11 protein-coding genes and 2 pseudogenes are annotated in these 15,257 nt (G+C 71.0%); 7 read left to right on the top strand and 6 right to left on the bottom strand.

All coding sequences use genetic code 11. From position 1 onward, the window contains the following. Window positions 1-94 precede the first annotated feature (94 nt). Window positions 95-2,638 (top strand): annotated as a pseudogene (gene ppdK, locus AB0958_RS35825) (pyruvate, phosphate dikinase); the annotation flags it as partial. 266 nt (window positions 2,639-2,904) lie between these two features. Further along, entirely contained in the window at window positions 2,905-3,789 is an 885-nt protein-coding gene (locus AB0958_RS35820) for a universal stress protein (protein WP_366894651.1), read from the top strand. 36 nt (window positions 3,790-3,825) lie between these two features. On the opposite strand, the gene AB0958_RS35815 is transcribed toward AB0958_RS35820, so the two are convergent. Further along, window positions 3,826-4,851, bottom strand: a complete 1,026-nt coding sequence (locus tag AB0958_RS35815; protein ID WP_366894650.1) for a 6-phosphofructokinase — start codon at window positions 4,849-4,851, stop codon at window positions 3,826-3,828. 230 nt (window positions 4,852-5,081) lie between these two features. Between AB0958_RS35815 and AB0958_RS35810 the strand changes: the two genes are divergently transcribed. Continuing rightward, the gene (locus AB0958_RS35810) at window positions 5,082-5,987 is read left to right on the top strand and encodes a universal stress protein (protein WP_366894649.1); all 906 of its coding nucleotides are present in this window, start codon (window positions 5,082-5,084) and stop codon (window positions 5,985-5,987) included. A gap of 145 nt (window positions 5,988-6,132) precedes the next feature. Here AB0958_RS35810 and AB0958_RS35805 read toward each other — a convergent pair whose 3' ends face one another. The 3 genes from AB0958_RS35805 to AB0958_RS35795 all read right to left on the bottom strand — a co-directional run bounded on the left by AB0958_RS35805 (window position 6,133) and on the right by AB0958_RS35795 (window position 9,218). Next, entirely contained in the window at window positions 6,133-7,746 is a 1,614-nt protein-coding gene (locus AB0958_RS35805) for an MFS transporter (RefSeq protein WP_366894648.1), read from the bottom strand. Window positions 7,747-7,866: 120 nt separating this feature from the next. Continuing rightward, entirely contained in the window at window positions 7,867-8,346 is a 480-nt protein-coding gene (locus AB0958_RS35800) for a MarR family transcriptional regulator (protein WP_366894647.1), read from the bottom strand. A gap of 89 nt (window positions 8,347-8,435) precedes the next feature. After that, window positions 8,436-9,218: an IclR family transcriptional regulator gene (locus AB0958_RS35795; protein ID WP_366894646.1), complete on the bottom strand. Its 783-nt coding sequence runs from the start codon at window positions 9,216-9,218 to the stop codon at window positions 8,436-8,438. A gap of 156 nt (window positions 9,219-9,374) precedes the next feature. Here AB0958_RS35795 and AB0958_RS35790 point away from each other — a divergent pair, with 156 nt between their 5' ends. Next, window positions 9,375-10,088 (top strand): CoA transferase subunit A, encoded by a 714-nt coding sequence (locus AB0958_RS35790; RefSeq protein WP_366894645.1) that lies wholly within the window; start codon window positions 9,375-9,377, stop codon window positions 10,086-10,088. Window positions 10,089-10,100: 12 nt separating this feature from the next. Beyond that, window positions 10,101-10,739: a CoA transferase subunit B gene (locus AB0958_RS35785; protein WP_366894644.1), complete on the top strand. Its 639-nt coding sequence runs from the start codon at window positions 10,101-10,103 to the stop codon at window positions 10,737-10,739. Between the two features lie 49 nt (window positions 10,740-10,788). On the opposite strand, the pseudogene AB0958_RS35780 reads toward AB0958_RS35785, so the two are convergent. After that, window positions 10,789-11,361: pseudogene (locus AB0958_RS35780) on the bottom strand (SDR family oxidoreductase); the annotation flags it as partial. A 90-nt stretch (window positions 11,362-11,451) separates the two neighbouring features. Between AB0958_RS35780 and AB0958_RS35775 the strand changes: the two are divergent. After that, window positions 11,452-12,483 carry a zinc-binding alcohol dehydrogenase family protein gene (locus AB0958_RS35775; protein WP_366894643.1) on the top strand — a complete coding sequence of 344 codons (1,032 nt, stop codon included), beginning with the start codon at window positions 11,452-11,454 and terminating at the stop codon, window positions 12,481-12,483. Window positions 12,484-12,604: 121 nt separating this feature from the next. Further along, window positions 12,605-14,638 (top strand): right-handed parallel beta-helix repeat-containing protein, encoded by a 2,034-nt coding sequence (locus AB0958_RS35770; protein WP_366894642.1) that lies wholly within the window; start codon window positions 12,605-12,607, stop codon window positions 14,636-14,638. A 142-nt stretch (window positions 14,639-14,780) separates the two neighbouring features. Here AB0958_RS35770 and AB0958_RS35765 read toward each other — a convergent pair whose 3' ends face one another. Beyond that, a complete protein-coding gene (locus tag AB0958_RS35765) occupies window positions 14,781-15,194 on the bottom strand; it encodes a helix-turn-helix domain-containing protein (protein WP_366894641.1) in 414 nt (137 codons plus the stop codon). Window positions 15,195-15,257 lie beyond the last annotated feature (63 nt).

The raw sequence follows: 15,257 nt of genomic DNA, 5'->3' as shown, positions 1-15,257 counted from the left end.
TCCTGCTGGCAGCCTTCAACCTGCACAAGATCGCTGATCCTCAGCAGTGTCCCTCGTCAGGCTCGCTTCTCGGCGCAGGATCAAAAACACCTACTCAGGTGCGGAACCGGAGGGCATGGCGGCCGAGGTCTCCCGGCATCTGGCCGCGCTGGAGGACTCCGCCGGGCGCCGGCTCGGTCAGCCGGACGATCCGCTGCTGGTGTCCGTCCGGTCCGGGGCCCGCTTCTCCATGCCCGGGATGATGGAGACCGTCCTGGACATCGGCCTCAACGACGACTCCGTCCTCGGCCTCGCCAAGGCCTCCGGCAGCGACCGCTTCGCCTGGGACTCCTACCGTCGCCTCGTCCAGATGTTCGGCAGCACGGTCATGGGCGTCGACGCCGCCCGGTTCGACGACGCCATGGGCCGCTTGAAGGCGGCCCGCGAGGCCCCCGACGACCTGCACCTGGACGCGAACGACCTGGCCGGCCTGGTGGACACGTACAAACAGCTGATCCTCGACGACACCGGCCGGGCGTTCCCCCCGTCCCCCGCCGAGCAACTGCGCCTCGCCGTCCTCGCCGTGTTCCGGTCCTGGAACGGCGAGCGCGCCCGGCTCTACCGCCGTCGCGAGCACATCCCCGACGACCTCGGGACGGCGGTCACCGTGCAGCGCATGGTGTACGGCAACCTGGGCGCCGACTCGGGCAGCGGCGTCGCCTTCACCCGCGACCCGGCCACCGGCCGTCCCGGACTGTACGGCGACTACCTGGCCGACGCCCAGGGCGAGGACGTCGTCGCCGGCATCCGCACCACGGTGCCGCTCTCCGAACTGGCCCGGCTGGACCCGGTCTCGTACCGGCGGCTGCGTGACAACGCGGGAGTCCTGGAACGGCACTACCGCGACCTGTGCGACATCGAGTTCACCATCGAGCGCGGCACCCTGTGGATGCTCCAGACCCGGGTCGGCAAGCGCACCGCCGAGGCCGCCTTCGCCATTGCCGCCGAGCTGGTGGAGGAAGGGCAGATCACGCCGGAGGAGGCCCTGACCCGGGTCAGCGGGGACGGGCTGGCCCGCCTGATGTTCCCGCGGTTCGACACCGGCGCCGCAGGCCGGACGCTCGCCCAGGGTCTTCCGGCCTCGCCGGGCGCCGCGGTCGGCGCCGCGGTGTTCGACTCCACCGAGGCGGTACGGCGCGCCGCCGCCGGCGAGAAGGTCGTCCTCGTCCGCCAGGAGACATCCCCCGACGACCTGCCCGGCATGGTCGCCGCCGAGGCCGTGCTGACGAGCCGGGGCGGCAAGACCAGCCATGCGGCCGTCGTCGCCCGGGGAATGGGCACGGTGTGCGTCTGCGGTGCGGAGGAGGTCACCGTGGACACCACGGCCCGGCACTTCACCACCCGCGACGGAACCCTCGTCGAGGAGGGCACGGTCATCTCCGTGGACGGTTCCACCGGAGCCGTGTACGCCGGCGCGGTCCCGCTGGTCGCCTCCGCGGCGATGCGGTACCTGGAGACGGGCGAGCAGTCCGGCGGCCTGGTGGCCGCCGTGGCACGCGCCCTCGCACAGGCCGACGCGGTGCGGCGGTTGGAGGTGCGGGCCAATGCCGACACCCCCGAGGACGCCCGGCGTGCCCGCCGGTTCGGCGCGCAGGGCATCGGGCTGTGCCGGACCGAGCACATGTTCCTCGGCGAGCGCCGCGGACTCATCGAGGGGATGATCCTGGCCGGCGACGAAACCGAGCGCGAGCGTGCGCTGGCGGCCCTGCTGCCGCTGCAACGGCAGGACTTCATCGGCATCCTCGACGCGATGGACGGCCTGCCCGTCACGATCCGGCTGCTCGACCCGCCGCTGCACGAGTTCCTGCCCGACCGCACCCGGCTCGCGGTACGCGTCGCCGCCGCCGAGGCCCGCGGCGAGCAGCCGGATGCGCACCAGGCCGAACTGCTCGCCGCGGTGAACCGCATGCACGAGGAGAACCCGATGCTCGGCCTGCGCGGTGTCCGCCTGGGCCTGGTCGTTCCCGGTCTCGTGGCCATGCAGGTGCGGGCGATCGCCGAAGCGGTCGTGGCACGCACCAGGGCGGGGGGATCGCCCACAGCGGAGATCATGGTGCCGCTCGTCGGCGCCGTCGAGGAACTGCGCATCGAGCGGGAGGAAGTGGAGCGGGTCCTCGCCGAGGTCTCCCGGGAGTCGGGCCTGCCCGTACGGTGCCCGGTGGGCACCATGATCGAGCTGCCCCGCGCCGCGCTCACCGCCGGCCGGATCGCCGAAGAGGCCGAGTTCTTCTCCTTCGGCACCAACGACCTCACCCAGACCACCTGGGGCTTCTCCCGCGACGACGTGGAGGCCGCCTTCTTCTCCGCCTACCTGGACAAGGGCGTCTTCGCCATGTCGCCCTTCGAGACGATCGACCGGGACGGCGTGGGCCGGCTCGTCCGCATCGCCGTCGACGAGGGGCGCGCCGCACGTCCCGACCTGACGATCGGCGTCTGCGGCGAACACGGCGGCGACCCCGCCTCCGTCCACTTCTTCCACACCGTCGGACTCGACTACGTCTCCTGCTCGCCGTTCCGGGTCCCCGTGGCCCGGCTCGAGGCAGGCCGGGCCGCACTGGATGTGCAGACCTCCGGGGCGAGAGAGACGTCGGTGCGGTGAGCTGGGGCCTCGTCGCCCAGCGGTTCCTGGGTTTCGGCCATGGTCCTCGCGCTCTCCTACCCGATGCCGACGGAGGGGCCGCACGTGTGCCCGCGCCGGGAGGCGGCACGTGCCATGGTCGTGCGGCCGCGTCGCGCGTTCACCGGCCGTCCGCCGGGGCGAGCACTCGGCAGGGCCGAGCGGGCGAACGCCCCCGTCTGCCGGGGCTTTCGCCGTGGAACAGTGGAGGAGTGCGCGAACGGGTCCCGTGGGCGAAGGAGGACACGATGAGTCACCCCGTGCTGGCCGGCGTCGACGGGTCCGAGTCCAGCCTCGCCGCGGCCGAGTGGGCGGCACGGGAAGCGGCGCTGCGGGGTGTCGCCCTGCGCCTCGTGCACGCCCCGCCGCCCCTTCCGGGCGACACGGTTCCCCACCAGGCCGGGGAAACGCTGCGCCGCGTGGGCGAACGCATCGTCCAGGGGGCGATCGCCCACCTCGGTGCCTGCCACCCGGGTCTGCCCATGGACGGCTCGCAGAGCAGCGAAGCCCCGGCGGAGACCCTGCTGTCCGCGGCGCACGATGCCGGTCTGCTCGTGGTCGGGGCACGGGGCTCGGGCGGCTTCGACGGCCTCGCGGTCGGCTCGGTGGCCCTCCGGGTGGCGGCGGCGGCCGATCGACCCGTGGTCGTGGTGCCGGGATCTCGGCCCGGCGGCTTCGGCGACGGCGCACGCCGGGCGGGCGCCGTCCCTCAGGTGGTGGTGGGTTTCGACCCGTATCTCCCGGTCGACGAGGTGGTGGATGTCGCGTTCGTGGCGGCCCGGACGCGCGGAGCGGTTCTCCGCGTGGTGCAGGCCTGGGCCTTTCCCGCCGAGTCGGTGTCACCCCGGACGCTGTTCGTGACCGAGGAGGACCGTGCCACCTGGGAGGACCAGGAGGTCCTGCGGCTGTCCGATGCGCTGCGGCCCTGGCAGGAGAAGTATCCGGAGGTGACGGTCCGCGCCGATGTCGTGCTCCTCCATCCTGCGGAGGCGCTCCTGAAGGTGTCCCGGAGAGCCGGAGCCGACCTGCTGGTCATGGGCCGGGGCGGCGGTGAGGGCCGGCTGGGGCCCGTCACGCACGCCGTACTGCACCACGCCGACTGCCCGGTGGCGGTCGTACCGCACGCGGCCTGAGGCTGACAGGGGACCGGTCGGGGAACCCCGTCGGAGTCAGCCGAAGAACACCCCGAACTCGTCGTACAGCGCCGGGTCGACCGTCCTGGTCTTCGCCTCGGCGCCCGGGATCGGGACCCGTACGATCCGGGTTCCGCTCAGGGCGACCATGGTCCCGAAGGCGCCGTCCTTGACCGCGTCGACGGCGTGCAGTCCGAAGCGGGTGGCCAGCCACCGGTCGAAGGCACTGGGCGTGCCGCCGCGCTGGACGTGCCCGAGCACCGTCGTGCGGGCGTCCGTGCCGGTGCGCTGAGAGATCTCCCGGGCCAGCCAGTCGCCGATCCCGGACAGCCGCACATGGCCGTACTCGTCCAGCGACCGGTCCTTGAGGATCATCTGTCCCTCCTTGGGGAGGGCTCCCTCGGCGGTGACGACGATCGGCGCGTAGTGGAACTCGAAGCGATGCCTCACCCACGCGCACACCTGGTCGATGTCGAACGGCCGTTCCGGTATGAGGATCACGTTGGCACCACCCGCGACACCGGCGTGCAGGGCTATCCAGCCGGAGTGCCGTCCCATCACCTCCACCACCAGGGTGCGCATGTGCGACTCGGCGGTGGTGTGCAGGCGGTCGATGGCCTCGGTCGCGATGCCCACGGCGGTGTCGAAGCCGAAGGTGTAGTCGGTGCCGGGTACGTCGTTGTCGATCGTCTTGGGCACGCCGACGATCGGGATTCCCTGGCGGTCCAGCTCGGCGGCGACGCCGAGGGTGTCCTCACCGCCGATCGCGACGAGGGCGTCGATGCCGTGCGCGGCGAGCGTGTCCTGGATGCGGCGCACGCCGTCCTGGTGCTTGAACGGGTTGGTGCGGGACGAGCCGAGGATGGTCCCGCCGCGCGGCAGGATGCCCCGCACTTCGGGGACGCCCAGCGGCACCACGTTGCCCTTGAGCGCACCCAGCCATCCGTCCCGCAGGCCGGCGAACTCGAAGCCGTACTCCTGGACGCCCTTGCGGACGACGCTGCGGATCACGGCGTTGAGCCCGGGACAGTCACCGCCGCCGGTCAGTACTCCTACCTTCATGGTTCCCTCCCCACCTTCGTGCGCGGGTGAGGCTCTCCGTCGATCGTGAGATCCATTCTGAGCGACGGCGCTCTCAACGGCGACTCGCTCGGGGGCCGGCCGCCGGGGGACGCCCGGCCACGGCCCCGCGGAGGGCCGGTCGGGCCCCGAACGGACCGTGCGGCCCCTGATGCGGCCCGCGCCGGGGCGGCACGCTGATGTCGGAACCCTCGCTCCGGGAGGTGGGCACCATGTTCCGCACCGTCACCGTCGGCCTCGACGACTCGCCCGAAGGCCGGGCAGCAGTCGAGTGGGCGGCTCGCGAGGCGCTGCTGCGAGGCCTGCCGCTGAAGATCGTGCATGCCCAGGAGCCGACGCCCAGGTACCTGGCCCGTACCCCGTTGCTGGACCTGGACGGTTACCGGCACTGGGCTCAGCGGCTGACGCGGGAGTCCGCGGACGGCATCCGGCTGCGTCATCCGGGCATCGAGGTGATCACCGAGCTGCTCACGGGGACCGTGGCCGACGTCCTGTGCGAGGCGGCGGGCTTCGCCGAACTGCTGGTCCTGGGCTCCCGGGCGCTCGGCAGGGCGCACGGGTTCGTGGTCGGCTCGGTGAGTCTGGGTGTCGTGGCCCGTGCGGAGCGTCCGGTGGTGCTGGTGCGCGCGCAGGAGCAGGCCGCCGACGAGCACACGATGGACCCGGCGGGCGTGCCGTCCGCCGCGACGCCCTTCCGGCCGGTCGTGCTCGGCCTCGACATCGATCGTCCGGACGACACGCTGCTGGAATTCGCCTTCGACGCGGCCGCTCGCCGGAAAGCCGGTCTACGGGCCGTCCACGCCTGGCCCGAACCGCCCACGTCCTCCCACCGCTTCCCCGGCGACGTCGAACTCCACGACACGCTCGAGCGCGGACAGGCCTCCCTTCTGGGCAAGGCACTGCGTCCCTGTCGGGAGAAGTTCCCGGACGTCGAGGTGATCGAGGCGAGCCGGTGCGGCGGCGCCGCGCAGGTCCTCGTGAGCGACTCCCGCGACGCCTCCCTGGTCGTCGTCGGCCGGCGTATCCGCACCGGCTCGTTCGGTGCCCACGTCGGCCATGTCACACACTGCGCCCTGCACCACGTCGCCGCCCCCGTCGCGGTCGTCGCACACAGCTGAGCCGCCGTGTGTGGTTCTTGACGGCGAGGGCCCGCTTCGGGCCGGCCGCGCACGCCGTCCGAGAGGTCGGCCCTGTCGGCCCGCGGCCGGCGTGCGCGGAGGGGTCAGATGTCGGTGGCGGCCGGGGCCGGCGTGCGCGGAGGGGTCAGATGTCGGTGGCGGCCGGGGCCGGCCCCGTCGTCTCGCGAGCGTCGCCTCGCGCGCGCAGGCCCAGGGCCGCGAGGGCGGCGCCGGCCAGGGCGAGGACGCCGGTGACGAGGACGGCGGTGTGGACGCCGTTCATGAAGGCGGTGTGGCTGCCCTCCGCCACGGCGGCCCTCAGCTGTGCCGGCATCGTCCCGGAGACCGGGGCGACGCCCATGGCCACCGCGTCCTTCGCCTCATCGAGGCGGGCGGCGACCGAGTGCGGTACCCCGGCGTCGGCCAGTGAGCCGCCGAGGGTGGCGCCGACGCGGCTGCTGATGAGGGAGACCAGCACCGAGGTGCCGAGCGCGCCGCCGACCTGGAGCGAGGTGGCCTGGAGACCGCCCGCGATGCCACCGTCCCGGACGGGCGCGTTGCCGACGATCGCGTCGGAGGACGCCGACATCACCATGCCGACGCCGAGGCCGAGCGCGACGAAGGGCGGCCACAGGGCGTGGTAGGACGAGTCGGCGCTCCACGCGAGCATCGTGAACGCGGCGCCCGCCTGGAGCACCATCCCGAGCGGCATGGTCAGGCGCGGACCGAACTTCTCGGTGAGCTTCGCGCCGAGGGGCGAGGCCAGCATGGAGGCGAGGCTGAGCGGAAGGGTGCGCACACCGGCCTGGACGGGGGTGAAGCCGCGCACGTTCTGCAGGTACAGCATCACGAAGAAGATCATGCCGAGCAGGACGAAGAAGTTCAGCGCGGTGACGACCGTGCCGACGGTCAGGGCCGGGTTGCGGAACAGGCGTATGGGCAGGAGCGGGTGCGCGACACGGGTCTCGTACCAGCCGAAGAGGACGAGGACGACGACGCCGCCGCCGATCGCGCCGAGCGTGCCGGCCGAGGTCCAGCCCCACGTCTCGCCCTTGACGACGCCGAAGACGACGGCGAGCAGTCCGAGGGCGAGCAGCACGACGCCGGGCACGTCGAACTTCTCGTCCGCCGCGGCCTCGTTCCTGGACTGTGGCAGGACCAGCAGGCTGAAGAGGAGGGCGATGACGCCGATGGGGGCGTTGAGGTAGAAGACGGACTCCCAGCTGACGTGCTCGACGAGCAGTCCGCCGACGATCGGGCCGAGTGCGGTGGACACGGACGAGACCATCGCCCAGATGCCGACCGCCATGCCGAACTTCCTCGGCGGGAACACCGCCCGCAGCAGTGCGAGGGTGTTGGGCATGAGCATCGCGCCGAACGCGCCCTGCACGGCGCGGAAGGCGATGACGCCCTCGATCGATCCGGCGAGCCCGATCGCGACGGACGCGGCCGTGAACCCGACGACGCCGACGAGGTAGAGGGTGCGGCGTCCGAAGCGGTCGCCGAGTTTGCCGCCGAGGATGAGGGTGGCGGCGAGGGCGAGCAGGTAGGAGTTGGTGACCCACTGCAGTTCGGGAGTGGTGGCGTGCAGGTCGCGGGCGATCTCGGCGTTGGCGATCGAGACGACCGAGCCGTCGAGACCCACCATGAACAGGCCGAGCGCGACGGCGACCAGCGTCAGCCAAGGGTTGGCGCGCAGACCGCCGGCGCCGGGGCCGGATACGGAAGCGGGCGCTGTGGGGACAGCGGTGACAGACACGTGTGAGACGTCCTTGAGACGTTGGCGCGCCTCTGGGGGCGCGTGGACAGACGAGGGGAGGCCGATCGGGCCCCGCCGCGGACGCGGTCGGGGCAGCAGGCGCACAGAGAGGCGAACCGGTCAGGCAGAGCGGTCGCGCAGGCGCCTTGTGAGCGCCTCCAGCGCGCCGAGGGCCGAGCCGAGGGCACCGCGGTCGCCGTCGGAGAGGGTGCGCAGGACGGACGCCAGCTGCGCTGCGGCGATGTTCTCCACCTCGCCGATGCGCTGACTCGCGAGGGCGGTGACGCGCAGACGCGCCACGCGTCGGTCGGCGTCGTCCCGGTGTCGTTCGAGCAGCCCCGCTTCGGTGAGGCGGGTGACCAGGGTGCTGACGTTGTTCGGCACCATCCGCAGCGCCTCGGCGGCTTTGTGGACGGTGGCGCCGTCGTGCTCGGCGACGTACTGGAGGAGGGCCAACTGCCGCTCGGGCAGCGGGGGATAGGGCAACTGCCGGTCGATGCTCTGCCTGAGGTGCCGGTTCAGCGCGGGGAGGCACGCCACGAGGCCGGTGGCCACCTGGTCGACGTCCTGGCTCCGGTGAGCCTCGCTGGTTCCGGTCACGTCGGCAAATTACCTATGAAGAGATACCTATGTCAAAAGAGTGTTGTCCCCGGGGAGTCTTGCCTGGCCGGCGCCGCCCCAGGCGGTGGTCAGCGTCGAGCCCCCGCAGCGCTGTTCAGCGTGCGACCGAGCGCATGCGCCTCGCGGAGCAGGAGCGCGCCCAGTTCAGGTCTGCGCTCGGCGCGGAACCGGGTCTCCACACCTGTCACGGTCAGCGCCCACAGGGGCTGCCCGGTGTGGTCGAACACCGCCGCCGCCATGCCCCAGCTGCCTTCCACGACGAGTCCGGGGTTCACGGCGTAGCCGTCGATCCGGGTCCGCGCGATCCGCTCCCGCACCGCGTCCGGCGCGTGCGCGGGACCCCACCGGTCCACCAGGTCCCGGTCTGCCAGGTAGGCGTCGATCTCGGCGTCGCCGAGGAACGACAGCACCGCCAGGCCCGCGGACACGACCCCGAGCGGGAAGCGGGCGCCCTCGTAGAGCACGAACGAGCGGATCGGGAAATCTCCGTCCTCACGCAGCAGGCACACCGTCTCGTCACCGCGCCGGGCCGAGAAGAACGCGCTCTCCCCGGTCAGAGCCGCCAGCCGGTGCACGCTCTCCCGTGCGTGGCGAGTGATGTCGTAGCGACTGCCGGCCACCCCGCCGAGCAGATACAGCTCGGGGCCGAGGAACCAACGACCACTGCGCCGGTCACGGTCGACGAACCCCTCGTCCGCCAACGAGACCAGGAGCCGATGCACCGTCGGCCTCGGCAGACTCGTCGCCCTCGCCAGTTCGGCGGTGCCCGCGCCGGCCTCGTTGACCGTCGACAGCGCGCGCAGAAGCACGCCCACCCTGCCGACGAGGTGGGCTCCCGGGGTGGTGTCCATAGCCTCATCGTACGTTCACTCAGTGGACGCTCCGCGTGGTCCCCGCTCACCCCGCAATCAGTTCCGACCCTCAGAAGCCCTGTTTCTTGCTCGTGGAGGGGACGCGAGCGTTGACTCGGACGCTCAGACAGTGAACGCCCCAGGCGGGAGGTGGACGTGTTGAGCAAGCTGCGCACGACGGCGGAAGAGGCCCTGGCGGGAGTGCTGACCGACGGGATGACGATCGCGGTCGGCGGGTTCGGTCTCTGCGGTGTCCCGTACGACCTCATCGAAGTCGTACGGGACAGCGGGGTCACCGGGCTGACGGTCGTGTCCAACAACATGGGGGTCGACGGCAAGGGCCTCGGTCTGCTGCTGGAGAACCGTCAGGTGACCAAGGTGATCGCGTCGTACGTCGGCGAGAACAAGCTGTTCGCCCAGCAGTACCTGGACAAGGTTCTCGACGTGGAGTTCTCCCCGCAGGGCACGCTCGCCGAACGCATGCGCGCCGGCGGAGCAGGCATAGCGGCCTTCTACACAAGGACCGGCGTGGGCACGCCGGTCGCCGAGGGCAAGCCGCACGCCGAGTTCGACGGACACGCCCATGTCCAGGAGCGGGCGATCGTCGCCGACCTCGCACTCGTGCACGCCCACACCGCCGACCAGGCGGGCAACCTGACGTACCGCGCCGCCGCACGAAACTTCAACCCCCTCGTGGCCACCTGCGGCCGGGTGACGGTCGCCGAGGCCGAGCAACTCTTCGAGGAGTTCATCGACCCCGGGTCGGTCACCACCCCCGGCATCTACGTGAGCCGTCTGGTGGTCGCGCACAAGCGGGTCAAGGAAATCGAACAGCGTACGGTCCGTCCCCGCGTGACCGTCGAAGCATAGGAGCGACGGACCATGCCCCGGACACGCGACGAGATGGCCGCCATCGCGGCCGCCGAACTCAACGACGGCGACTACGTGAATCTCGGCATCGGCATCCCCACCCTCGTGGCCAACCACATACCCGACGGCGTCCAGGTGACCTTGCAGAGCGAGAACGGCATCCTGGGCCTCGGCCCGTTCCCCTGGGCGGGCGAAGAGGACGCTGACGTCATCAACGCGGGCAAGCAGACGGTCACCGTCAACCCCGGCGCGAGCTTCTTCGACTCCGCGACGTCCTTCGGCATGATCCGCGGCGGCCACATCGACGTCGCCGTCCTGGGCGCCCTGCAGGTGAGCGCCCAGGGAGACCTCGCGAACTGGACCATCCCCGGCGCCCTGGTGAAGGGCATGGGCGGTGCCATGGACCTCGTGGTCGGCGCCCGCCGCATCGTGGTGCTCACCGACCACGTCGCGAAGGACGGAAGCCCGAAGATCGTCGACGCCTGCACGCTGCCGCTGACCGCTGCCGGCGTGGTCGACCGCATCATCACCGACCTCGCCACCATCGATGTGCGCAGGGACGGCCTGCGACTGAGGGCACTTGCTCCCGGCGTCACCGAGGAGGAGGTCCGGGCGAAGACCGGTGCCTCGCTGCGACCGACGCCACGATGAGCCGACAGGCCGGCGGGCCGGAGTCGGCCCGCCGGGGGCACGCGGTCGGTCAGATCTGGCTGGCGCCGCCGTCCACGTAGATTTCGGCGCCGGTCATGTAGCTGCTGGCGTCGGAGGCGAGGAACAGTACGGTCTCGGCGATCTCCTCCGGGCGCCCGAGCCGGTTCATCGGTACTCCGGCGGCGAGGTTCTCGAGGAGCCGCTCGGCGGACACGGGGTCGCCTGCCAGTCCGCTGAGGCCGGGGGTCTCGACCGGGCCGGGGGCGATGCTGTTGACGCGGATGCCCTGGGCGGCGAGTTCGGCGGCCCAGCTACGGGTGAGCGAGCGCAGGGCGGCCTTGCTGGCGGCGTACACGCCGAACGACGCGGCGCCCTTGACGTCGATGTTGGAGCTGGTGACGATGATCGAGGAGCCGGGCCTGAGGAGGGGCAGCGCCTTCTGCACGGTGAACAGAGTGCCGCCGACGTTGGTGTTGAACGTCTCGGCGTAGTGTTCCCAGGTGACGTCGGGCAGCGCCGCGAACGCCCCGCCTCCGGCGTTGGCGAACACGACGTCGAGGCCGCCTGCTTCCGCGACGACGGCGAACAGCCGGTCCAGGTCGCCGAGGTCCGCGACGTCGGCGCGGACTGCGGTGCGGGTTACTACCTACAGCGCGTTACGTTGCCGACGCAGCGGAGGCCCGCTCGCTGCGACCTGAGGAGGAGTACAGAGATGAGCCGGATCCCGCAGAACATGCCCGCCGTCGCCTACCGCAAGAGCCTGCCCGTCGATGACGCGGAGAGCCTGCTGGACGTGACGCTGCCGGTGCCGCAGCCAGGGCCGCGTGACCTGCTGGTGCAGGTCGAAGCCATCGCGGTCAACCCGGTGGACTACAAGGTCCGCCAGAGCAACGATCCGGGCGGCGAACCGAAGGTCCTCGGCTGGGACGCCGCCGGCACGGTCGTCGCCGTCGGCGACGACGTGACGTCGTTCAAGGTGGGCGACGAGGTCTTCTATGCCGGGGCGATCGACCGGCCGGGCGCCAACTCCCGCTTCCACACCGTGGACGAGCGCATCGTCGGTCGCAAGCCCTCCGCCCTGTCCTTCGCCGAGGCGGCGGCGCTGCCGCTGACCTCGCTGACCGCCTGGGAAGGCCTCTTCGAACACCTCGGGCTGTACGACGGCGCCCTCCGGCGGACCGGCACCCTGCTGGTGACCGCGGCCGCCGGCGGTGTCGGCGCGATGGTGTCCCAGCTGGCCCGTGCGCTGACCAGCCTGACGGTGATCGGCACCGCGTCCCGTCCGGAGACCACCGAGTTCGCCCGCCGCATGGGCGCGTCCCGCATCGTCGACCACCGCAAGCCGCTCGCGCCGCAGGTGGCCGAGGTGGCGCCCGGCGGAGTGGACTTCGTCTTCAGCACCGCCGGCACCGAGCAGAACCTTGCCGCCTACGCGGAGGTCCTCAAGCCCTTCGGGCAGGTCGTGGCCATCGACGACTTCGGACCCGTCGAGATCGGGCTGCTGAAGTCCAAGAGCATCTCCTTCCACTGGGAGTTCATGTTCACCAGGTCGTTGCACCAGACGGCAGACCAGGCCGAACAGGGCCGCATCCTGCACCAGATCTCCCGTCTGGTGGACGCCGGCATCCTCACCACCACGGCCACCACCGATCTCGGCACCGTCGACGCCGAGCACCTGCGCGAGGCTCACCGCATCCTGGAGTCCGGCCGGGCCATCGGCAAGATCACGCTGAGCGGTTTCTGACGCTCCAGGGGCGCCACCGCCGGGCACGGTATCGACCGCCTACGTCACACACCGGATTATTGATCCGATGTTTCCATCTCCCGGCATTGACGTCTCGACATCGCGCTTCTACTTTGCCTGCATGTTTCCAACACGGCAGCAAGTGCGCCTCGTGCGGCCCGCCCGTGCGTTCCGCTTATTCATCGGGCCTTATAGGATCTTCGTAGCCTTCCTGGGCACGCTCCTGGCCGTCGGGGCGGTCACCCTGCCCGCACGCGCGGCGAGCGCGGTCACCTACTTCGTCTCGCCCAGCGGCAGTGACAGCAACCCGGGGACGAGCGCCGACGCTCCCTTCCGGACGCTGACCAAGGCGCAGACGGCGGTCCGGGCGATCGACAAGTCGACGTCCGGACCGATCACCGTGACCTTGGCCGGTGGCGTCTACAGGCTGGCCAAGACACTCACCTTCACCGCTGCCGACTCCGGCGGCGGTACGGCCGGCACCGTCTGGTGGAAGGCGGCGTCCGGACAGTCCCCGGTCGTCAGCGGCGGTGTCCAGATCACCGGCTGGGCCCGGACCGGCGCGGGCAGCGCCATCTGGTCCGCCCCAGCCCCCACCGGCCTGGACACCCGGCAACTGTACGTGGACGGCGTGCGCGCCCAGCGTGCGGCCGGCGCTCTGCCGGTGTCGGTGAAACAGACGGCGACCGGATACACCACGGCGTCCGGTGACCCGATGGCAGGCTGGCGCAATCCGTCGGCGATGGAGTTCGTCTACCGTGGCGGACTCGGGCTGTGGACCGAGCCGCGCTGTCCGGTCGCCTCGGTCACCAGCACCGCCATCACCATGGCCCAGCCCTGCTGGAACAACTCCACGCAGCGTGTCATGCGTACCGACGACTCGGGCCGCACCTACAACCTGGTCGGCCGCAAGTCGATCACCGAGGCACCGACGGCGGTCGAGAACGCCTACGAACTCCTCGACAAGCCAGGCGAGTTCTACCTGGACAAGAACGAGCACCGGTTCTACTACATACCCCGTTCCGGCGAGGACCTGACCACCGCGGACGTCGAGGCACCCTCGCTCGACACCCTGGTGGCGACCTCGGGCAGCGCCTCGGACGAGCCCGATCACATCGGCTTCCAGGGCATCCAGTTCAGCTATGCGAACTACACGACCTCCAACACCGGCACCGGCTTCTCCGAGATCCAGGCGACGTACCAGGTCACCGGTACCACCGGCTACGCCACCCAGGGGCTGTGCCAGTTCGTGTCAGGGGGCACCTGCCCCTACGGCAACTGGACGAAGATGCCCGGCGCGTTGCGGTTCACCTACGACAAGGGCGTCCACTTCGACCACGACTACTTCGTCCACCTGGGCGCGGCCGGACTGGACCTCGGCGACGGCTCGCAGAACGACACGGTCACCGCCTGCGTGTTCACCGACATCTCCGGCAACGGTCTCGACCTGGGTGGCGTGGACATCCCGCAGCCGACCGGCTCGGCACAGCACACCAGCGGGATCACCGTGAAAGACAGCCACTTCTACGACACCGCAGCCGAGTACCACGGCGGGGTCGCCATCGACGCCGGATACGTCGAGACGTCGACCATCACCCACAACCAGATCGACCATGTGCCCTACACGGCGATCTCCATCGGCTGGGGCGGCTGGCCCGACAAGGTGAGCCTGCCCGCGCAGCCGAACTACTCAAACAACAACACGGTCTCGAACAACCTCATCCACGATCACATGTCACTGCTCGGCGACGGCGGTGCCGTCTACACCAACGGCATCACGGGCACCTCGTTGGCGACCGGCGAGAAGGTCACCGGCAACGTGGTCCACGACCAGCTCAACACCTCCGGCGGCCATGTCCTGTACACCGACAACGGCGCCACCTACGTGTCGATCCTCGGCAACGCGGTGTGGAACATCAACGTCTCGCCGTGGGGCAGCAAACACGTGAACTACACCGCCGGTGACGGAACGTACGACCCCACGGACATCGAGGGCAACTACTGGCCGAACGGCCCGTCCGACTACGACAACAAGAAGGTCCTGATACAGGACAATCACGCCATCACGGGAGCGGCCCAGGTTCCGTCGAGCATCATCGCGGCGGCCGGCGTCGAGTCGCAGTACCAGGCGATCCTCTCCTGGCAGCCGGCCTGACACGAGCGCGGCGCACCCGGCGCCGGACGGAGGAGCGGTCTGCCTCCGCCCAGCGACAAGCCGACAGCCTCTCACCGGAGCCCCGAGCGACCGGTGTGGCGGGCGGTCTCATCAGGACGAGGCCGCCCGCCGGGGCTTGCGCCTAGGGCGTCGAGGACCGGTCGGCAGCCCGGTTGTTGCGGTCGATCTCCGGCATGTGCGTCTCGGCCCAGAGCCGCAGGACGGAAAGCGGTCCTTCGAGGGACAGGCCCAGTTCGGTGAGACGGTAGTGCACGGCCGGGGGCACGGTCGGCTCCACGCGGCGCGCCACCAGACCGTCGCGGGCCAGGCTCTGCAGCGTGGCGGACAGCATCTTCTGCGAAATGCCCGGGACACGACGCCGCAGCTCCGCGAACCGCACCTCGTGCGGGGACTCCTCGGCCAGCACCTTGACCGTCATCGACGTCCACTTGGTGCCGATGCGGTCGAGCAGTTGGCGGGTCGGACAGCGCGGGTCCAGCAGGTCGCCCCGCTCACCTGGCCGCCTGCCCTGTCCGTCGGAACCCGACGTGGTCACCTGGAGCTCACCACCTGAAGGGAAAGTGCCGTCTTGGGCGAGACAGGCTAGTTCCCTACGGTG

This window comes from Streptomyces sp. NPDC006655 (assembly GCF_040703965.1).
Taxonomy (GTDB): Bacteria; Actinomycetota; Actinomycetes; order Streptomycetales; family Streptomycetaceae; genus Streptomyces.
Note: the sequence above shows the minus strand (reverse complement) of the source record. Positions and strands in the feature narration are given on the sequence as shown.

Bases quoted from the DNA above. Each gene is read 5' to 3' on its own strand.
- AB0958_RS35785 (WP_366894644.1), top strand. From the start codon at position 10,101: ATGCCCCGGACACGCGACGAGATGGCCGCCATCGCGGCCGCCGAACTC.
- AB0958_RS35815 (WP_366894650.1), bottom strand. From the start codon at position 4,851: ATGAAGGTAGGAGTACTGACCGGCGGCGGTGACTGTCCCGGGCTCAAC.
- AB0958_RS35795 (WP_366894646.1), bottom strand. From the start codon at position 9,218: ATGGACACCACCCCGGGAGCCCACCTCGTCGGCAGGGTGGGCGTGCTT.
- AB0958_RS35770 (WP_366894642.1), top strand. From the start codon at position 12,605: ATGTTTCCAACACGGCAGCAAGTGCGCCTCGTGCGGCCCGCCCGTGCG.
- AB0958_RS35820 (WP_366894651.1), top strand. From the start codon at position 2,905: ATGAGTCACCCCGTGCTGGCCGGCGTCGACGGGTCCGAGTCCAGCCTC.
- AB0958_RS35810 (WP_366894649.1), top strand. From the start codon at position 5,082: ATGTTCCGCACCGTCACCGTCGGCCTCGACGACTCGCCCGAAGGCCGG.
- AB0958_RS35775 (WP_366894643.1), top strand. From the start codon at position 11,452: ATGAGCCGGATCCCGCAGAACATGCCCGCCGTCGCCTACCGCAAGAGC.